Here is a 19,055-nt window from a genome sequence, read left to right as displayed (position 1 = left end):
GAGACCCTGTGCCCTTCCGCGATGGCCCCCGTGCCGCGCTCGTGCCGCAAGGACCGGTCGAGAAGCCACGCGCCGCCGTGCTCATGCTGCACGGCGGCCGTGAGCACGGGACCGCTGCGCCCCCGCCGTGGAATCTGCCGGGTGCGCGGCTGCGGGTCTTCGAGAGCGCCATCCGCCGGTCGACGGCGGGTGGCGACGTACTGATCGGGCGGGTGCGCTACCGCCACCGCGGCTGGAACGGGGACCGGGAGGACGCGGCCCAGGACGCCCGCCGGGCCCTGCGTGAGCTCGAAGAACTCACGGGTGACGTGCCGACCGTCCTGGTGGGGCACTCGATGGGGGCCCGCGCCGCGCTGCGGGCCGCCGGGAATCCGCTGGTGCGCGGGGTGGTCGGCCTCGCCCCCTGGTGCCCCGCGGAAGACCCCGTGGAGCAACTGCGCGGCCGTCGCGTGGTGCTGCTGCACGGCGACCGGGACCGTACGACCGACCCCAGGTCGTCGCTGGCCTTCGCGGCCCGCGCCGGTGCCGCGGGCGCGGAGGCGGCCAGCGTGCTGATGGACGGCAGCGACCACGCCATGCTGCGACGGGCACCGGCGTGGCACGCGCTGACCGGCAGGGCGGTGGCCGGGTTCCTGGGGCTTGCCGAACTCCCCGCCGTGATCGCCGACCAGTTTCCCTCCACCGATACCTCCTGGTGAGACAAACCAGGACGCAGTGACGCAAAGCCGCGGCATGCCGCGGTGAAAGCAGAGATCGTGGCGCTCGTGACCAAACCATGGTCCATGCCGCTCCGAATCATCTTCAGAGCACGTCCGGCGGGTCCGGACGAGGAGATGGGACGGCATGAGAGAACAGCGACGGCGTACCGCGGTGGTCGGATCGGGGGTGGCGGGGCTCACCGCCGCCTACATCCTGCGATCCGCGCATGACGTGACCCTCTACGAGGCGGGCGACCGCCTGGGGGGTCATGCCCACACCCACGACGTCACGGCGACGGACGGCCGGACACGCAGCGTGGATTCCGGCTTCATCGTGCACAACGACCGCACCTACCCGAACCTGCTGCGTCTGTTCCGGGAACTGGCCGTCACCTCGCGCCCGGCGGAGATGAGCATGTCCGTGCGGTGCGAGGGCTGCGGCCTCGAATACGCGGGCGCGCGCGGCCCGCGCGGCCTGTTCGCGCAGCCGCGCAACGCGCTGCGCGGCCCGTATCTGCGGATGCTCTCCGAGGTACCGCGCTTCCACCGCAGGGCATCGGAGTTCCTGGCCGTCGCGGAAGACCCGGACGGCACGGACCCCGCCGAGACGTTCGGCGCGTTCCTCGCCCGGCACCGCTTCTCCGCGTACTTCGTGCGGCACTTCGCGGTGCCCCTGGTGTCGGCGGTGTGGTCCTGCCCGCCGGGCACGGCCCTGCGCTATCCGGCCCGCTATCTGTTCCGGTTCCTGGACCACCACGGGATGCTCGCCGTGACGGGATCGCCCGCCTGGCGCACCGTGGCGGGCGGCTCCCGCGAGTACGTGGAGCGCATCGGCAAGCAGCTCCAGGAGGTGCGGATATCCACGCCGGTGCGGTCCGTGCGCCGTGGTGACGGCCGCGTGGAGGTCACCACCGAGGACGGCACGACCGACGCCTACGACTCCGTGGTCATCGCGGTCCACCCGGACCAGGCGCTGCGCCTGCTCGCGGACGCGACCGGGCAGGAGCGCGAGGTTCTGGGGGCCTTCCGCTATTCGAGCAACCCCGCCCAACTGCACACCGACACCTCGGTCCTGCCCCGCAGCCAGGCCGCGCGCGCCTCGTGGAACTATCTGCTCCCCTCGTGCGCGGCCACCACCGACCACGTGCGCGTCAGCTACGACATGACCCGCCTGCAGCATCTCGACGCCCCCGAGAGGTACGTGGTGACCCTGGGCGGCAAAAGCCTGGTGAGCCCCGATCGGGTCCTCGCCCGGATGGCGTACGAACACCCCGTCTACACCCCGGAGTCACTCGCCGCGCAACGCCGGCTGCCCTCGCTGAACGGTCCTGTCACCGCTTTCGCGGGCGCTTATCACGGCTGGGGATTCCACGAGGACGGCTGCCGCTCGGGGGTCGAGGCGGCCCTGGCGATGGGGGTGCGCTGGTGAACGCGTCCCCCGGGCCGGAACCCGCGCTGTATCCGAGCCTCATCACCCATGTCCGCACGAGCCCGCGTCAGTACAAGCTCGCCCACCGCACGTACCTGTGGCTGATCGACCTGGACGCGCCTCCCCGGCTGCCCCGCGCGCTGCGTCCCCTCGCCCGGTTCGAGGGACGCGACCACTTCGGCGGCCGGACCACGGACATAAAGGCCGGGCTGGAAGCATTCCTCGCCAAAAACGGCATCACGCTCGACGGGGGCCGCGTGCTGATGCTCGCCCACGCCCGCGTCCTCGGATACGTCTTCAACCCGCTCTCCCTGTACTGGTGCCACGGCCCGGACGGGGAGCTGCGCTGTGTCGTGGCCGAGGTGCACAACACCTACGGCGAGCGGCACTGCTATCTCCTGGGCCCCGAGGCGGCACAGGACGCCGACGTGCCCAAGGAGTTCTACGTCTCGCCCTTCTTCCCCGTCGAGGGCGAGTACCGCATGCGCCTTCCCGTGCCGGACGAGCGCCTCGGCATCACCCTGCACCTGCGGCAGGGCGGCGCGCGGAGGTTCACGGCGACCGTGCGCGGAGAGCGCCGGCGGGCGACGGCCGGGGTGCTGCTGCGGGCTGCCGTCCGCCACCCCTGGTCCACAGTGGCCGTCTCGGCGGCCATCCGGCGGCACGGCATCGCCCTGTGGCTGCGCGGCCTGCCCGTACAGCACCGACCCAGACACCGTCCCCAGGAGGGCATGAAGTGAGTTCGTCCGTATCCGGTTCACCCGGCGTTTCCCGTCCGCGGGGCCCGATGGACGCCGAACGGTGGCCCGATGTCGTGGCCGTTCCGCGCTGCTCCGCGGTGCGCCTCGCGCTGACCCGGAGCGTCGTGCGCCACGCCCTGAACGGGTTGCCGCTGACGGTCGCGATGGGCGGCGGCGAACGCCTGGGCGAGGGCGGCCCGTTGCTCGAGGTGCATGACCCCGACAGCTTCATGCGGCGCATCGGGACGAACGGTCTCGTCGGTTTCGGCGAGTCGTACATGGCCCACGAATGGGACGCGCAGGACCTGGTCGCGGTGCTCGCGGTGTTCGCCGAGCACGCGGCCACGCTGGTACCGCCCTCGCTGCAGCGGCTGCGCGCCCTCTGGGCACCCAGGAAGCCGGCCGGGCAGCGCAACACCCCCGACGGCGCGCAGGCCAACATCCGTCATCACTACGACCTGTCGAACGACCTGTTCGCGCAGTTCCTCGACGAGTCCCTGAGCTACTCCTCGGCGCTCTTCGAGCGGCTGCCCGCGGCCTGGTCCGATCTGGAGACGGCACAGCACCGCAAGATCGACCGGATGCTCGACCTGTGCGGCGTGGGCCCCGGCACCCGGCTGCTCGAAATCGGCACCGGCTGGGGCGCCCTGGCCATCCGCGCGGCGGCGCGGGGCGCGGACGTCCACTCGGTCACCCTCTCCGCCGAACAGCGCGACCTGGCCGGGGAACGCGTGCGCGCCGCGGGGCACGAGGACCGGGTCCGCATCGACCTGTGCGACTACCGCCGGGTGGAAGGGCAGTACGACGCGATCGTCAGCGTCGAGATGATCGAGGCGGTCGGCGCGGAGTACTGGCCCACCTTCTTCCGGACCCTGGACACTCTCCTCGCGCCCGGCGGCTCGGTGGCACTCCAGGCGATCACCATGCCGCACGACCGCATGATCGCCGCCCGGAACACCTACACCTGGGTGCACAAGTACATATTCCCCGGCGGGCAACTGCCCTCCGTGCGCGCCGTCGAGGAGACCGCACACACCCACACCGGGCTGCGGGTGACCGCGTGCGAGGGCTTCGGCGCGCACTACGCGCAGACGCTGAAGCTGTGGCGCGAACGGTTCGCACAGCGGGACGAGGCGGTGGGAGACCTGGGGTTCGACGCCACCTTCCGGCGCATGTGGGACTTCTATCTCGCCTATTCCGAGGCGGGTTTCCGCTCCGGCTACCTCGACGTGCACCAGATCCAGCTGACCGGACAAGGAGCAGAGCAGTGACTTCGACCGCCGAAAGGCTGGGCGGCCTTCTCGCCGACGTTCTCGGCGGCCCCGTGCCGCTTCGGCTGCGCGCCTGGGACGGCAGTGAATGCGGACCGGCCGGGGCCCCGGTCGTGATCGTCCGCTCCCGCCGCGCGCTGCGCCGACTGCTGTGGCGGCCGGGCGAACTCGGCCTGGCCGAGGCGTACATCACCGGTGACATCGACATCGAGGGCGACCTCGCCGACGGGCTGCGGACCATGTGGGCCGGAGCTCGTGAGCAGCGGCTCTCCCCGACCAGGCCCGGTGTGGCGCAGTTGGCGTCCGCCCTGAAGGCGGCGGCCAGGCTCGGTGCGGTCGGCCCGCCGCCGAAGGCACCGGCGGGCCGCGCCCGGTTGCGCGGAACACGGCACAGCACGGCCAGGGACCGCGCGGCCATCAGCCACCACTACGACGTGTCCCACCGCTTCTACGAGTTGCTGCTCGACTCCTCGATGGCGTACTCCTGCGGCTACTGGGAGAGCGAGGACCCGCGCTACGGTCTCGCGGAGGCCCAGCGCGCCAAGCTGGAGCTCATCTGCCGGAAGCTGGGCCTGGCCCGCGGAACCCGGCTGCTCGACGTCGGCTGCGGCTGGGGGGCTCTCACCCTTTACGCGGCCGAGCAGTACAAGGCGCAGGTCACGGCGGTGACGCTCTCCCGCGAGCAGCGGAACTTCGTGCGGGCGCGGGTGCGGGAACGCGGTCTGGAGGACCAGGTCGACGTGCAGCTTCGGCACTACCGCGACATCGAGAGCGGGGAGTACGAGGCCGTCAGCGTCATCGAGATGGGCGAGCACGTCGGGGACGAGGAGTATCCGGGGTTCGCGGCCCAGCTGTTCGGTCTGCTGCGGCCGCAGGGCCGGATCCTCGTCCAGCAGATGTCCCGCGGCTCCAAGGCGCCGGGCGGCGGCGCGTTCATCGAGTCGTACATCGCGCCGGACATGCACATGCGGCCCGTGGGCGAGACGGTCGGCCTGTGGGAGGCGGCGGGCTTCGAGGTGCGTGCGGCCGAGTCGCTGCGCGAGCACTACGTACGCACCGTCGACGCGTGGCGCGTCACGCTGGAGGAACGCTGGACGGAGTTCGTCTCGCTGGTCGGGACGGAGGCGGCCAGGACGTGGCGGCTGTATCTCGTGGGCGGATCGCTCGCGTTCGAGGAGAGGCGCATGGGCGTGGACCAGATTCTGGCCGTACGGACCGGTGACCGGGGCCGGTCGGGGATGCCCGCCACGACGGCTGACTGGTACCGCGGGGACGGTGCGTCGTGAGCGGCTTCGACTGGGGCGCGTTCGGCGTCAATCTCGGCTTCGCCGCGCTCACTTCGCTGGCCGTCCTGTTGATCACCTTCGCGTGCGCGCTGGTCCGCGGGCTGCACCGGATCGTGGACATCGCCTGGGGGGTCGCCTTCGCGGCCGTGGCCCTCACGACGTACGTCCTCTCGGCGGGCCACGGCGACGACGGGCGGCGGCTGCTCGTGACGGCCCTGACGATGGTGTGGGGCCTGCGGCTCGCGGGGCACATCGCCTGGCGCGGCCGGGGCCACGGCGAGGATCCGCGCTACGAGCGGATGCTGTCCAAGGCTCCGGGCAGCCGGGCCGCGTACGCCCTGCGCATGGTCTATCTGCTGCAGGGCGGCCTGGTGTGGCTGGTGTCGCTGCCCGTGCAGGCCGCCGCTTACATCACGGGCCCGATGAGTGCGCTCGCCGCCGTCGGGGGGCTCGTGTGGCTGGTCGGCCTGGTCTTCGAGGCGGTCGGAGATCACCAACTGGCGCGGTTCAAGGCGGATCCGGCCAACAAGGGCCGGCTCATGGATCGCGGCCTGTGGTCCTGGACGCGCCATCCGAATTACTTCGGCGACTTCTGCGTCTGGTGGGGCCTGTTCCTCATCACGTGCGAGGCGCCCGCGGCGGCGGCCGCCACGATCGTCTCGCCCCTGGTCATGACGTATCTGCTGACGCGGGGCAGCGGCAAGGCGCTCCTGGAACGGCACATGGCCCAGCGGCCCGGCTACGCCGCCTACCAGGAGCGCACTTCGGGATTCTTTCCCATGCCACCGCGAACGAAGGGACCGTAATCCTTCTTTCAACAGAAAGAATAGGAACCGGTTAATTGCGTTCCTTACTACCTTCCGACCGAATCTGTTCGAAATGTGTCCGATATGAGGAGACCGTTCGCGGTAGCGTGGAGAGGATTCCGTGAATTCCTCAACTGGAGCATGAACGCGGTTCTGTTGCTGGCATTGGGCGACCGTCGACAAGGGGGACCAAGGTTCCGTCGCCAGCGGGACACATCCCCCGGTCCCCTGCGGCCGGCCCCTCACACCGCCTTCCGCGCGACGAAGCCTCGGCTGACGGTCGCCGGATGCTGTGGACGGTGTGCCCACGGAAGGGAGAGGCGGCATGACCGCCATGTCCGAGTGGCAGCGCGAGGAGCGGCTGGCGTCCGCGTTCGGGGATCTCGCTGCCCCGATGGTGCGGGACGTGAGCGCGACCGACGTTCTGCACACGCTGACGGAACACTGCGTGGAGCTCCTGGACGTGTCGGCGTCCGGTGCTCTGCTGGATGTTCCGCACGGCCGCGGCGCGGAGGTGGTGGCCTCCGACGAGTACACCCGCGCTCTTGAGCTCTTCGGTCTCGAATGGGACGAGGGCCCTTGCCGGGACTGCTGTGACTCCCGGACTCTCGTCTCCGAGACCCGGTTCGACGCCGAGAACGCCTGTCCGCGCTGGCCCCGGTTCACGCCGCGCGCCCTGCTGCTCGGCTTCACTTCGGTCGCCACGATCCCGCTGCGCCACCAGGACACGGTGGTGGGCGCCCTGAGTCTCTACCACGACCAGCAAAGACCCCTGGACGATGCCGAGTTACGGCTGGCCGGGGCGCTGGCGGACAGTGCCGCCATCTGCGTGGTCCAGCAGCAGGTCGTGCACGAACAGATGACGCAGATCGCGCGGCTCCAGACCACCCTCGACACCCGCATCGTCATCGAGCAGGCCAAGGGATACCTCTCCAACTCCCGTAAATGCAGCGCGGACCAGGCGTACGCCCGTATGCGGACGTACGCCCGGAACCGTCAGCTCAAGCTCACCGACGTGGCACACCAGGTCCTGAACGGCAACGCCGGGAACACGCTCCTCGACCCCGAGCGCTGAGCCCCTGCCCTCAGCGGCGCCTGAGAGTGCGCCTGAGCAGGATGCCGATTCCCACCAGAGTGATTGCTGCGAATCCGATGCCAAGGAGCGCGATGTCGCGCTGCCCGCTCTCGGCCAGCTCGTCGGGGTGCGAGCCCGGATAGGTCGGAGAGGGGGACTCCGGACCGCCGGTGTCCGAGGGAGCGGGGGTGGGGGTGGGTTCCCGCGTCGTGGACGGGCTGGGCGCGGGCTCGTCCGTCGATGTGGGCTCGTCCGTCGGCGTCGGCTCGTCGGTGGGGGTCGGCTCGTCCGTCGGCGTCGGCTCGTCGGTGGGAGTCGGCTCGTCCGTCGGCGTGGGCTCGTCGGTGGGGGTTGGGGTCGGCTCTTCCGTGGGCGTCGGCGTGGGCTCGTCGGTCGGCGTCGGCGTGGGCTCGTCCGTGGGAGTCGGAGTCGGCTCGTCGGTCGGCGTCGGGGTCGGCTCGTCCGTGGGCGTCGGCGTGGGCTCATCGGTGGGCGTCGGGGTCGGCGTGGGCTCGTCCGTCGGCGTCGGCGTCGGCGTCGGGGTGGGTGTGTCCGGCGGGACTACGTCCGTGGTGGCGCAGGAGCGGTTGTTCTCGGTGTTGTTCTCCCGCGAACCGGTGTAGACCTGGGCGCAGTTGGGGATGGCCTGGCCCTCCGCGTCGGGGTTCGCGCGCATGGTGACGGTGAACGTGCGCGTCTCGTCCGGGGCGAGGGTACCGAGAGGGCAGGTGATGGTGAGACCGGAGTCCGGGCACTCCTCGGGGCGCTCCACGATGGAGGAGAGGTTGCCGTCCGTGGGGTCCTGGACGGTGACGTCGACGGCGTTGGAAGGGCCGTGATTGGTCACCGTCAGAGTGAAGGTGTAGGTCCCGTCCGCCTCGACCTGCGGGGTCGCCGTCTTCGTGATCTCCACGTCCGTCAGGGTGGTGGACTGCGAGATCAAGGTGGTGGAGGCCCTCTGTGAGCCGTCCTGGAGGACATCGGCCTGGTTCCTGATGTTGGTTCCGTCGGAGAGGGACGGGTCCACGGTGACCGGGATCCGGAACTCACGCGTGCCGCCCGCCGGTACGGTGACGCCCGAGCCTCCGCAGGTGACCGTCTGCCCCTGTGCCGTGCAGGAGTCCGGGAGTCCGCCGACGCTGACCCCGTCCCCCAACTGGTCGCTCACCGTCACGCCCGAGGCGTCCTCGTCACCGCTGTTCGTCACGGTCAGGGTGTAGACGGCGTCGTCGCCGATGACCAGCGGATCGGGTGTCACCGACTTCGAGATCTGCAGATTGGCCGCCGCCCTCACACCGGTACCGGTACCGGCGTCGATCGGGACGGCCTGCCCGGTGGAGGCGACTGCGGACATCACCACTGCGGCGGAAACGGTCGCTCCGCGGCTCAGCTTCGCAAGCCTCACGTGTGCCTCTCGCTCGGGGATCTCGTTCGTTCTCCGCAGGCCGCGGCCCGGGAGTTTTACCGCACTACATATAGACGGATAATTCGCAACTTACCCGGCGACACTCCAAGGCCCTGACCGAAAGGGCGCTCTCCTCGCCCGGCGGGACCACAACCCGGCCCGTCGTGGCAGATCTCCCCGCCGGATTCACGAACACACAGGTCAGAGCCGGTACGCGGGGTCCGCCGAGTGGCGCAATACTCCGGCAACACCACGGCCGGGGTGGCGTCGGTATGGTCCCTCGCATGCCAGCCGAACGTATCCGCGAGCACACTGTGCCGGTCGCCGCCGCACGACGGCGCCGGCTGCGCGCGGACCAGGCGCGGCAGCTCGCCGACCTGTTGCGTCACCAGGTGCGCACCGGGGGCTTTCCCAGCGGTGTGCTGCCGCTGGAGGGCACGCTCGGCAACGACTACCGCGTGTCCCGGAACACCGTCCGGCAGGCGCTCGATCTCCTTCGTACGGAAGGGCTGCTCGAACGGCAGCCCGGTGTGGGCACCGTCGTGGTGTCCGAGAAGTACCCGCACGGCCTCGACCGGTTGCAGGGCCTCGCCGAGACCCTGCACGAACACGGCGACGTCACCAACGAAGTCCGTACGGTCGGCCCCGTCCCCGCGCCCGCACCCGTGGCCCGGCGGCTGGGCCTCGTGGAGCACACCGACGTGCTCTACATCGAGCGGCTGCGCAGGCTGAACGGCCTGCCGCTCTCGCTCGACCTCACCTACATCCCGATGGACATCGGCGCCGGTCTCATCGGCTGCGACCTGGAGAACACGGATGTGTTCCGGCTGCTCGAGACCCTGACCGGGCAGCCGCTCGGCACCGCCGAGATCACCCTGGAGGCCGTCAACGCCGACGTGCACTCCGCCGCCGTTCTCGAAGCCCCGCGCGGTGCTGCCGTGCTCATGCTCGAACGCCTCACCTCGCTGTCCGACGGGCGCCCCGTGGACCTGGAGTTCATCCGCTTCCGCGGTGACCGCATCGCCATGAGCGGGCTGCTGCACCGCGCCCTCTGACCTGCTGACCTTCTGACCTTTTACTTTTCCCCGCCACCACTTTCCGGGAGACAGCCATGCCTCTGGCCCCCCAGCGCGCCGACGTGCCCGTGACCATCGACGAGTCGAAGTGCATCGACGGCTGCACGCTCTGCGTCGACATGTGTCCGCTCGACTCGCTCGCGATCAACCCGGAGAGCGGCAAGGCCTTCATGCACGTCGACGAGTGCTGGTACTGCGGGCCGTGCGCGGCCCGCTGCCCCACCGACGCGGTCACGGTCAACATGCCCTACCTGCTCCGGTGAAGCCGCCGACGAAGGCCGCCGAAGGCCGAGAGGTTCCCCCTTCCATGAAACGCACGGCTCCCCCGAAACACACGGCTCCTCTGAAACGCACGGCACTCAACACGGCCCTCGCCGCCCTCCTGACGGTCCCGCTCGCGGGCTGCGGCGGGGCGAGCGCGGACGAGTCCGGCACGGTCACCGTCACCATCGGCTATCAGTCCAAGACCATCAACACCGTCACCGCGGGCACGCTCCTGCGGTCGCTCGGCTACTTCGAGCGCGAACTCGCCGCACGCGGCAAACGCGAGGGCGTCACCTACAAGGTGAAGTGGCAGGACTACGCCACCGGCGCACCGATCACCGCACAGATGACCGCCGGGAAGATCGACATCGGTTCGATGGGCGACTTCCCCCTGCTGATCAACGCGGCCCGCGGCACCCAGCTGAACCGGCCGACGAAGCTCGTCTCCGTGACGGGTTACAACCTCCGCGGTGGCCTCAATACCATTGTCACCGCGCCTGGTTCGAAGCTTTCGTCGCTGTCCGACCTGCGCGGCAAGAAGGTCTCGACGAGCGTCGGATCGGCCGCGGACGGCACGCTCGTACGGGCGCTGCGGCAGGCGGGTATCGACCCCGAGGAAGGCATCCGCAAGCTCAACCAGCAGCCCGCGGTCGGCGCTTCGGCGCTCCAGGCGGGCAGTGCCGACGCGCTCTCGCAGTTCGTGGCGTGGCCGGGTCTGCTGGCCTTCCAGGACCGGGCACGGGCGCTGTACGACGGCGCGGAGCTGAATCTGCCGACCTTCCACGGGGTCACCGCGCGCGAGGACTTCGCGAAGAAGCGGCCAGGCGTCCTGGAGGACTTCCTGCGCGCGCAGAACAAGGCGACCGGCTATCTCAACAAGCGTCCGGTCGCCGCGGCCGAGTCGGTGGCGAAGGCCACCGGCCTCCCGGCCGAGGTCGTCTACCTCTACAACGGCGCGCACGGCATCGCCACGTTCGACCCCACGATCAAGCCCGCGCTGGTGGCCGCGCTGAAGAAGGACGTGCCCGTACTGAAATCGGCGAAGCTGGTGGGCGACGTGGACGTGGACGGCTTCGTCGACGAGCGGTACGTGAAGAAGGCGTACGGCGACGGATACGCCTCCGCGCTGAGCGCCACCCCGAAGCCGCCCCGCAGCCAACTCTGGCTCAAGGGCGAGAGCAGGACCCGGTCCTTCGACAGTCCGGCGGAGCTGCTGCGCCAGGCGGCGGCACGGCAGGGCAAGGTGCGCGCGGCGTACGTTCCCGACACCACCACCGGCACACCCTGGTTCGCCGACAAGGCCGTGTGGGTGGCGGACGGCGAGAAGCTGCTGCCCTTCGTCACTCCCGCCACCGCCGGCGCGTACATCAAGGCGCACCCGGGTGCTCGTAAGATCTCATACAACAAGGCGCTGGAGCGGGCGTCATGACGGTTCGTCATCTGATACGGCTCCTTTCGCTCGCCGCCGCGCTCGGCCTGTGGCAGCTCCTGACCGCGTTCGACGTCAGTGTGTGGCTGCGTTTCGAGCAGTTCCCGACGGTCGTCGACGTCGCGCGGGAGTTCGGGGAGCGTGTCGGCAGCGAGGCGTACTGGCAGGACCTCACCGACAGTCTCAGCCGCATCGTCACCGGCTTCGCGCTCGCGGCGGTCGCCGGGGTGGCCGTCGGCACGGCGATCGCCCGCTCGCGGCTGGCGGCCGATCTGCTCGGGCCCGTCCTCGAAGTGCTGCGGCCCATACCGGCGATCGCCCTCGTGCCGGTGGCGATCCTGCTCTTCCCCAGCAACGAGCAGGGCATCGTCTTCATCACCTTCACCGCGGCGTTCTTCCCCGTCATGGTCTCCACGCGGCACGCGGTGCGCGCTCTGACGCCGGTGTGGGAGGAGGCGGTCCTCACGATGGGCGGCGGGCGCTGGCGCGTCCTCGGCTCGGTGGTCCTGCCGGGGGCGCTGCCGGGCATCCTCGGCGGGCTCTCCGTCGGCATCGGCGTCTCGTGGATCTGTGTGATCTCGGCGGAGATGATCTCCGGGGAGTACGGCGTGGGCTACCGCACCTGGCAGGACTACACGGTGGTCGACTACCCCGGCGTCTTCGTCGGCATGGTCACGATCGGCGCGCTCGGCTGGCTGACGTCGACGGCGGTGGAGGTTCTGGGCCGCCGTGTGACGCGGTGGCTCCCCCGCACGGAGTCCCGCACCGAGGCCCTGGTGCCACGCCGGTCTCCCTCGCGAGGGCCGCGCCGCGCGCTGCCCGGGGCTCCGGACCCGGAGCCTCTGCCCGGGACTCCGAACCCCGCGTCTCCGCCCGCCGCTCCGGACCGCGAGCCCCTCACCTCGACGAAGACGAAGGAGGCGTGAGCCATGACCACTCCCCCCGAGACCGCCCTCGCCCCCGTCCTCGCCCCGCCGCGCGGCACCCGGCTCACCCTGCGCGACGCGTCGATCGGGCGGCAGGGCACCCCCGTACTCACCGGGCTCGAACTGGACGTCTCCCCCGGCGAGATCCTCACCGTGGTCGGCCCTTCGGGGTGCGGGAAGTCCACCCTCCTGCGCACCCTCGCCGGACTGCTGCGGCCACTGGGCGGTGAGGTCACCCAGGACGGCGACCCCATCACCGCACCGCACGCCGAACGGGCGCTGATCTTCCAGGACGACGCGCTGCTGCCGTGGCGCACCCTGCGGGCCAACGTCGAACTGCCCCTGGCCATCAAGGGGGTGGGACGGAGCGAGCGCCGCGCCCGGGCCGAGGGCTGGCTGGCGCGGGTCGGCCTCGACGGGCACGGCGCCAGGCTGCCGCACCGCGTATCGGGCGGGCAGCGGCAGCGCGTCCAGCTCGCGCGCGCCCTCGCGGGCGAGCCCCGGGCCGTGCTCATGGACGAGCCGTTCGGCGCCCTCGACGCACAGACCAGGGCCGGGATGCAGCAGCTGCTCGCCGATGTGCTGCGCGGCACGGGTGCCACCGTCGTCTTCGTCACCCATGACGTGGACGAGGCGCTCTTCCTCGGCGATCGCGTCGCCCTCCTCGGCTCCGGTACCGGCCGGGCCCCCGGCGCCCCCAACGCCCTCGACGTGCTCGACGTGCCGCGCCCGCGCGACCGTACGGCTCACGGCGACCCCGCCACCGCAGAGCTGCGCCGCACCGTTCTGACGTCCCTCGGCACCTGATCCCCCGGCACCTGAGAGGCCCCCTTCCATGCACATCCCCGCAGTCACCGACGCCCTGGAGCTCTCCTGTGACGTCCTCGTCATCGGCGGCGGAACGGCCGGCACGATGGCGGCGCTCACCGCGGCCGAGCAGGGCCGGGACGTCCTCCTCCTGGAGAAGGCCCACGTCCGCCACTCCGGCGCCCTCGCCATGGGCATGGACGGCGTCAACAACGCCGTGATCCCCGGCCGCGCCGAGCCCGACGACTACGTCGCCGAGATCACCCGCGCCAACGACGGCATCGTCGACCAGTCCACCGTCCGCCAGACCGCGACCCGCGGCTTCTCGATGGTGCAGCGCCTTGAGTCGTACGGCGTGAAGTTCGAGAAGGACGAGCACGGCGAGTACGCGGTGCGCCAGGTGCACCGCTCCGGCTCGTACGTCCTGCCGATGCCCGAGGGCAAGGACGTCAAGAAGGTCCTCTACCGGCAATTGCGCCGCCGCGAGATGCGCGAGCGCATCCGCATCGAGAACCGCGTGATGCCGGTACGGGTGCTCACCGCGGAGGGGAGGGCCGTCGGCACGGTCGGATTCAACACGCGTACGGGCGAGTTCGTGACCGTGCGCGCGGGGGCGGTGATCCTCGCGACGGGCGCGTGCGGCCGGCTCGGCCTGCCCGCGAGCGGATACCTCTACGGCACGTACGAGAACCCCACCAACGCGGGCGACGGCTATGCGATGGCCTACCACGCCGGTGCCGAACTCACCGGCATCGAATGCTTCCAGATCAACCCGCTGATGAAGGACTACAACGGCCCCGCCTGTGCCTACGTCGCCAACCCCTTCGGCGGCTACCAGGTCAACCGGCACGGCGAGCGCTTCGTCGACTCCGACTACTGGTCGGGGCAGATGATGGCGGAGTTCGCCGCCGAACTCGACTCCGACCGCGGTCCGGTGTATCTCAAGCTCAGCCATCTCCCGGAGGAGTCCATCAGCGCCCTGGAGGGCATCCTGCACTCCACCGAGCGCCCGACGCGGGGTACGTTCCACGCGGGCCGCGGCCACGACTACCGCACCCACGACGTCGAGATGCACATCTCCGAGATCGGCCTGTGCGGCGGCCACTCGGCGTCGGGCGTCCGCGTGGACGAGCACGCGCGCACCACCGTGCCCGGTCTGTACGCCGCCGGGGACCTGGCCTGCGTGCCGCACAACTACATGATCGGCGCGTTCGTCTTCGGTGACCTCGCGGGTGCGGACGCCTCTCGATTCGACGTCTACGAGGGCGAGTTGCCCACGGCCCAGGTGCGGGACGCCCACGACCTGATCTACCGCCCGCTGCGCAACCCCGACGGTCCTCCGCAGCCGCAGGTCGAGTACAAACTGCGCCGCTTCGTGAACGACTACGTGGCGCCGCCCAAGACGGGCGCCCGGCTCTCGCTGGCCGTCGACCACTTCGAGCGGATGCGCGGCGAGATCGACGAGATGGGCGCCACGACCCCGCACGAGCTGATGCGCTGCGCGGAGGTGAGTTTCATCCGGGACTGCGCCGAGATGGCGGCCCGCTCGTCGCTGGCCCGCACGGAGTCCCGCTGGGGTCTCTACCACGAGCGTACGGATCACCCGAAGCGCGACGACGACGGCTGGCTGCACCATCTGGACCTGTCCAAATCCCCTTCCGGGGCGATGGAGTTCACGGCACGCCCGGTGGAGCCCTACCTGGTCCCGGTCGATGAATTCACGCCCGGCGGCGGCGCCTCACGCCATCTGGGCGAGGTGCACCCGGAGAACGTGGCCACCGCCGGGCAGCGCGACATCGCCCCGGTCGGTTCCGGCATCCGCACCGCCCCTTCGCGCGGCACGGTCGCCGCCTCACACTCCCCGCGCATCCTGGAACTGCTCGCCCTCACCGAGGACGAGCCCGAACTCCCGCTACTGCGGCCCTTTTTGACCGACCCGGATCCCGCGGTACGCCGGGCGGCCGTGGCCACGCTCACCGAGACCGTTCCGGCGGGCACGGGCCCGGCCCTCGCCGATACCCTCGCGGACCCGGATGCGGGCGTGCGCGCCGCCGCTGCCGCTTCCCTGCTCGAACTGGTCGAAGTCCTGCCGCCAGAACGGGAGTTGTCGCGCGGGCTGCACGACGCCCTCGGTCACGAGGACGCCCTGGTCCGGGCTACCGCCCTCGACGTGCTGCGCGCCCTGCGCCTCGGCGAGCCCGACGCCTACGCCCTCGCGCTCGGCGACCCGGACATCGAGGTCCGCATCGCGTCGGTCCGCGCCCTGGTCTCGGTCGGCGACCTCGACGCCGTGGCCCGCGCGGGCGCCGACCCGGCCCGCGAGGTCCGTGTCACGGTGGCACGCGGCCTCGACAACCCCGGGGCGCTGGCTCCGCTGCTCCGGGACACGGACGTCCTGGTCCGCGCCGCAGCGCTGACGGCCCTGGCCACCGTGGGCTGCCCCACCCCGTACGACGAGACCGCGCTGGCCGCCCTGACCGCACCGCCCTGGCAGGTCCGGGCCGGCGCCGCGGCGGCCCTGGGCGCTGCCACCGCCGAGCGCGCCGTACCCGCCCTGACCGAGGTGCTCGGCGACCCCAACGCCGACGTCCGCAAGGCCGCCGTCCTGGCCCTCCTCAGGCACACCGCGAGCGAGGAGGCCCGCACGGCACTGGCCACCGCGGTCCTTGACCCGGACGCCGACGTCCGCGCCTACGCGGCACGGGCGGCGGCCCCTGCCTGAATCCGGATCTCATCGCCCCAATTGCTCGCGGCACAACGCCACGGTCGCGGGGTCGGCCACGCCGTTCGCCATCCGGCACACGATCTTGCCGTCGTACGTCTGCCGGGGACGCGCGGGACGCGGTGTCACCGGCTCGGGGCGTCGCTCCGGGCGCTGGGTCACGGGCCGGGGCGGTGCCGGTGCGCGGTGGGCGGGGGAACGCGGCGGGGCCGGGGCCGGACGCTGGTAGTCGACGGCGGCGGGCTTCTCGGGGCGGGGCGCCGTCTGCCGGGACTTCGAGAGCTTCTCGGGCTTCTTGGGCTTCGGGCTGCCCATGCTGCTCTTCACCAGCGCGTCACGCGCCGACGGCTGCACGGCGGCCGGTGTGCGGGGCCCGGAGAGCGACGGGGGCGCGCCGCCTGCCGGTCCGGGCGGCTGGCGGGGTGGTAGCCGGTCCGGCGGTGTCACGGAGGTGCACCCGGCGGTGCTGAGCAGGGCGAGGGCTACGAGGGTCACGATCCGGCGATGCACGCGGCCACTCTCCCCCATGACGGGCCCGGAAGCGGGACCGTCACGGCCGGGCCACCGGTCCGAGTGGTCACCGGTGCGACCGGTCGACGCCGCTTGATCCGACTCGACGCCGCTTGGTCCGACTGGCCCTGTGGCGCCTTCCCCGGGCGCGGGTGGGCGTACCGCGGTTGTGTCTCCTGCGCGGGCAGCGGATTCTGTAGGGGATGAACGGGGCTGATGTGGCGCCATGACGGCATGGAACGAGGAACAGAGAACCGACTTTCGTAGTCCCCTCGACGTCACCAGGGCGGCCACGGCGGTCGTCGACGCCCGCGACACGGTCATCGGCTGGAGCCCCGCGGCCGAGCGGCTCCTCGGCTACCGGCCGCAGGAGATCGTCGGCAGGCCCGTGGACACGTTCCTGACACCGGGCCCCGTGCCCTCGGATCTCCCCGTCCCCGCCGAGCTCCGGAGCAACCAGATCCGCGTCGCCCTGCACCGGGACGGGCGTGAGCTGATCGTCGCCATCGCGGTGTGCCCGCTGCCGGGTGCGGGGACCGTGCAGCGGGTTCTCGTCGCGACGGAGCTGAAGGACCTGCGGCTGTGGGAATCCCGGCTCGCCCTGTTGCACGGACTGACCACGCAGTCCCCCGTCGGCCTCGCCATCTACGACACCGACCTCTGCCTGACCTGGTGCAACGCGGCGTACGAGCGGGAGATCGGACGGCCCTTCGCCGAGTTCCGCGGCCGGCGGGCCGATCAGCTGTACTCCGAGGGGAAGTTCGTGAGCAAGGGGCATCCGCCCACGCTCGACGCGGTCATGCGGCACGTCCTGGACACCGGCGAGTCCTTTCTGGACCTGCACTTCCAGGGGCGGCCGCCCAGCGACCCGGGGACGGACCACCTCTGGTCGTGCGCCTACTACCGGCTCGAGGACGCCGACGGACATGTATTCGGAGTGTGCGAGGACGCCTACGACATCACCGACCGCCACCGGGCCCAGCGGCGGCTCGCCCTGCTCGTCGAGGCCGGCCGCGGAATCGGGAACGGCCTCGACGCCCTGGTCACCGCCAACAAGATCACCGAGGTGGCGGTGCCGGAGTTCGCCGCCACGGTGACGGTCGACCTCGCGAGGGTGGTCCTGGCGGGCGAGCTGCCCGCCACCAGCGGCTCGGCGGCGGGCTCCCTCGTACGGGCGGCCCGCTGCCCGGCCGGGGACACCGACCGCGCGCCCGGCAACGACTCCCCCGTGGAGTACCCGCCGGGGTCGCCGCAGGAGCGCAGCCTCTCCTCGGGCGGGACGGTGCTCGACGGCAAGGTCCTCGTCGTGCCGCTGCGGGCCGGGAACAGCACGCTGGGGCTCGTCACCTTCACCCGCGGCGCCGCTTCGGCCACCTTCGACAGCGGCGAAGTGGCACTCGCCGACGAGCTCGTCGCCCGTACGGCCGTATCCATCGACAACGCCCGCCGCTTCACCCGCGAGCGCACCGCGTCCCTGGCCCTCCAGCGCCAGCTCCTGCCGCAGCACGTGCCGGAGCAGTCGGCGCTCGACGTGGCCCACCGCTTCCTCCCCACGGACGACGTGACGGGGGTCGGCGGTGACTGGTTCGACGTCATCCCGCTGTCCGGGACCCGGGTGGGACTCGTGGTGGGCGACGTGGTCGGCCACGGTCTGCAGGCGGCCGCCACCATGGGACGGCTGCGTACGACCGTGCGCGCGTTCGCCCAGATGGACATGGACCCCGCCGAGCTGCTTTCGCGGCTCGACGACCTGGTGGCGCAGGCGGCGGAGGAGCAGCGCGGCGAGCTGGGAGCACCCGACGGCGACTACGCCGACGTGACCACCGGTGCGACCTGTCTGTACGCGGTCTACGACCCGGTCTCGCGGCGCTGCTGCATGGCCAGGGCAGGCCATCTGCCGCCCGCGGTCGTCGACCCGGACGGCGAGGTGACCTTCCCCGACCTGCCCGCGGGGCCGCCCCTGGGCCTCGGTGGCCTGCCGTTCGAGGCGGCGGAGCTCGAACTGCCGGTGGGCAGCCTCCTCGCCCTCTTCACCGACGGCCTGGTCGAGGCCCGCGACCGCGACATCGACCACGGCCTGCAGACGCTGAGCCGGGTGCTCGGCAACCGGGACGCGTCGCTCGAAGAGCTGTGCGACCGGGCGGTGGCGGAGCTCCTGCCGGACGGCTCGACGGCCGACGACACCGCTCTGCTGCTCGTGCGCACCCGCGAACTCGACAGTTCGCAGGTCGCCCAGTGGGAGCTGCCCGCGGAGCCGGTCACCGCGGGCCGCGCCCGCGATCTGGCCACCGAGCAGCTGCACGCGTGGGGGCTGGAGGAGCTGTCGTTCGCGACCGAGCTCGTCGTCAGCGAGTTGGTGACCAACGCGGTCAGGTACGCGGCGGGGCCCGTCCACGTACGTCTCATCCGCGACCGGACCCTGCTGTGCGAGGTCGCCGACACGGGCCACACCTCACCGCACCTGCGCCACAGCGGCGAGGAGGACGAAGGCGGGCGCGGCCTGTTCATCGTCGCGCAGCTCGTGCAGCGGTGGGGTACGCGCTACACCCCCACCGGCAAGACGATCTGGACCGAACAGGCCTTTCCCGCCACGGGTTGAGACGGCCCCCCG

The 19,055-nt window shown here is 71.5% G+C and carries 16 protein-coding genes; 14 read left to right on the top strand and 2 right to left on the bottom strand.

The annotated features are described in order from the left end of the window. Positions 1-83 precede the first annotated feature (83 nt). From ABZ906_RS05630 to ABZ906_RS05600, 7 genes are all read left to right on the top strand, one after another. Positions 84-698, top strand: a complete 615-nt coding sequence (locus tag ABZ906_RS05630; protein ID WP_361378111.1) for an alpha/beta fold hydrolase — start codon at positions 84-86, stop codon at positions 696-698. A gap of 145 nt (positions 699-843) precedes the next feature. Continuing rightward, positions 844-2,127, top strand: coding sequence for an FAD-dependent oxidoreductase (locus tag ABZ906_RS05625; protein ID WP_361377698.1), 1,284 nt, complete (start codon positions 844-846; stop codon positions 2,125-2,127). Further along, positions 2,124-2,867 (top strand): DUF1365 domain-containing protein, encoded by a 744-nt coding sequence (locus ABZ906_RS05620; RefSeq protein ID WP_361377695.1) that lies wholly within the window; start codon positions 2,124-2,126, stop codon positions 2,865-2,867. Before ABZ906_RS05625 ends, ABZ906_RS05620 begins: the two co-directional genes overlap by 4 nt. A 47-nt stretch (positions 2,868-2,914) precedes the next feature. Beyond that, entirely contained in the window at positions 2,915-4,138 is a 1,224-nt protein-coding gene (locus ABZ906_RS05615) for a cyclopropane-fatty-acyl-phospholipid synthase family protein (RefSeq protein WP_361377692.1), read from the top strand. Beyond that, the gene (locus ABZ906_RS05610; RefSeq protein ID WP_361377689.1) at positions 4,135-5,424 is read left to right on the top strand and encodes a cyclopropane-fatty-acyl-phospholipid synthase family protein; all 1,290 of its coding nucleotides are present in this window, start codon (positions 4,135-4,137) and stop codon (positions 5,422-5,424) included. Before ABZ906_RS05615 ends, ABZ906_RS05610 begins: the two co-directional genes overlap by 4 nt. After that, positions 5,421-6,230: a DUF1295 domain-containing protein gene (locus ABZ906_RS05605; RefSeq protein ID WP_361377686.1), complete on the top strand. Its 810-nt coding sequence runs from the start codon at positions 5,421-5,423 to the stop codon at positions 6,228-6,230. Before ABZ906_RS05610 ends, ABZ906_RS05605 begins: the two co-directional genes overlap by 4 nt. A 325-nt stretch (positions 6,231-6,555) precedes the next feature. Continuing rightward, entirely contained in the window at positions 6,556-7,305 is a 750-nt protein-coding gene (locus ABZ906_RS05600; RefSeq protein WP_361377683.1) for a GAF and ANTAR domain-containing protein, read from the top strand. Between the two features lie 10 nt (positions 7,306-7,315). On the opposite strand, the gene ABZ906_RS05595 is transcribed toward ABZ906_RS05600, so the two are convergent. Then, a complete protein-coding gene (locus tag ABZ906_RS05595) occupies positions 7,316-8,659 on the bottom strand; it encodes a DUF11 domain-containing protein (RefSeq protein ID WP_361377680.1) in 1,344 nt (447 codons plus the stop codon). A 335-nt stretch (positions 8,660-8,994) separates the two neighbouring features. Here ABZ906_RS05595 and ABZ906_RS05590 point away from each other — a divergent pair, with 335 nt between their 5' ends. The 6 genes from ABZ906_RS05590 (at position 8,995) to ABZ906_RS05565 (ending at position 15,934) form a co-directional block, all read left to right on the top strand. Next, on the top strand, positions 8,995-9,765 hold the full coding sequence (locus ABZ906_RS05590) for a GntR family transcriptional regulator (RefSeq protein WP_361185975.1): 771 nt from the start codon (positions 8,995-8,997) through the stop codon (positions 9,763-9,765). Between the two features lie 56 nt (positions 9,766-9,821). Then, positions 9,822-10,049: a ferredoxin family protein gene (locus tag ABZ906_RS05585; RefSeq protein WP_190086068.1), complete on the top strand. Its 228-nt coding sequence runs from the start codon at positions 9,822-9,824 to the stop codon at positions 10,047-10,049. Positions 10,050-10,129: 80 nt separating this feature from the next. Continuing rightward, complete coding sequence (locus ABZ906_RS05580; RefSeq protein WP_361378108.1) at positions 10,130-11,479, top strand: ABC transporter substrate-binding protein; 1,350 nt, start codon at positions 10,130-10,132, stop codon at positions 11,477-11,479. After that, a complete protein-coding gene (locus tag ABZ906_RS05575) occupies positions 11,476-12,405 on the top strand; it encodes an ABC transporter permease (protein WP_361377677.1) in 930 nt (309 codons plus the stop codon). Before ABZ906_RS05580 ends, ABZ906_RS05575 begins: the two co-directional genes overlap by 4 nt. 3 nt (positions 12,406-12,408) lie before the next feature. Continuing rightward, a complete protein-coding gene (locus tag ABZ906_RS05570; RefSeq protein ID WP_361377674.1) occupies positions 12,409-13,212 on the top strand; it encodes an ABC transporter ATP-binding protein in 804 nt (267 codons plus the stop codon). Between the two features lie 28 nt (positions 13,213-13,240). After that, complete coding sequence (locus tag ABZ906_RS05565; protein WP_361377671.1) at positions 13,241-15,934, top strand: fumarate reductase/succinate dehydrogenase flavoprotein subunit; 2,694 nt, start codon at positions 13,241-13,243, stop codon at positions 15,932-15,934. Between the two features lie 9 nt (positions 15,935-15,943). Here the strand turns inward: ABZ906_RS05565 and ABZ906_RS05560 are convergent, their stop codons facing one another. Beyond that, positions 15,944-16,429: a hypothetical protein gene (locus tag ABZ906_RS05560; RefSeq protein ID WP_361377669.1), complete on the bottom strand. Its 486-nt coding sequence runs from the start codon at positions 16,427-16,429 to the stop codon at positions 15,944-15,946. Positions 16,430-16,670: 241 nt separating this feature from the next. Here ABZ906_RS05560 and ABZ906_RS05555 point away from each other — a divergent pair, with 241 nt between their 5' ends. Further along, positions 16,671-19,043 (top strand): SpoIIE family protein phosphatase, encoded by a 2,373-nt coding sequence (locus ABZ906_RS05555; protein WP_361377666.1) that lies wholly within the window; start codon positions 16,671-16,673, stop codon positions 19,041-19,043. Positions 19,044-19,055: the final 12 nt, after the last annotated feature.

The organism is Streptomyces sp. NPDC046925 (assembly GCF_040644915.1).
GTDB lineage: Bacteria > Actinomycetota > Actinomycetes > Streptomycetales > Streptomycetaceae > Streptomyces.
The sequence above is the reverse complement of the archived record's forward strand: the minus strand, read 5'-3'. Positions and strand labels throughout refer to the sequence as shown.

What these genes read in the sequence shown, in the direction of transcription:
- ABZ906_RS05630 (WP_361378111.1), top strand. Translation starts at nt 84, where the DNA reads ATGCTGCACGGCGGCCGTGAGCACGGGACCGCTGCGCCCCCGCCGTGG.
- ABZ906_RS05625 (WP_361377698.1), top strand. Translation starts at nt 844, where the DNA reads ATGAGAGAACAGCGACGGCGTACCGCGGTGGTCGGATCGGGGGTGGCG.
- ABZ906_RS05615 (WP_361377692.1), top strand. Translation starts at nt 2,915, where the DNA reads ATGGACGCCGAACGGTGGCCCGATGTCGTGGCCGTTCCGCGCTGCTCC.
- ABZ906_RS05600 (WP_361377683.1), top strand. Translation starts at nt 6,556, where the DNA reads ATGACCGCCATGTCCGAGTGGCAGCGCGAGGAGCGGCTGGCGTCCGCG.
- ABZ906_RS05595 (WP_361377680.1), bottom strand. Translation starts at nt 8,659, where the DNA reads ATGTCCGCAGTCGCCTCCACCGGGCAGGCCGTCCCGATCGACGCCGGT.
- ABZ906_RS05590 (WP_361185975.1), top strand. Translation starts at nt 8,995, where the DNA reads ATGCCAGCCGAACGTATCCGCGAGCACACTGTGCCGGTCGCCGCCGCA.
- ABZ906_RS05585 (WP_190086068.1), top strand. Translation starts at nt 9,822, where the DNA reads ATGCCTCTGGCCCCCCAGCGCGCCGACGTGCCCGTGACCATCGACGAG.
- ABZ906_RS05575 (WP_361377677.1), top strand. Translation starts at nt 11,476, where the DNA reads ATGACGGTTCGTCATCTGATACGGCTCCTTTCGCTCGCCGCCGCGCTC.
- ABZ906_RS05570 (WP_361377674.1), top strand. Translation starts at nt 12,409, where the DNA reads ATGACCACTCCCCCCGAGACCGCCCTCGCCCCCGTCCTCGCCCCGCCG.
- ABZ906_RS05565 (WP_361377671.1), top strand. Translation starts at nt 13,241, where the DNA reads ATGCACATCCCCGCAGTCACCGACGCCCTGGAGCTCTCCTGTGACGTC.
- ABZ906_RS05555 (WP_361377666.1), top strand. Translation starts at nt 16,671, where the DNA reads ATGACGGCATGGAACGAGGAACAGAGAACCGACTTTCGTAGTCCCCTC.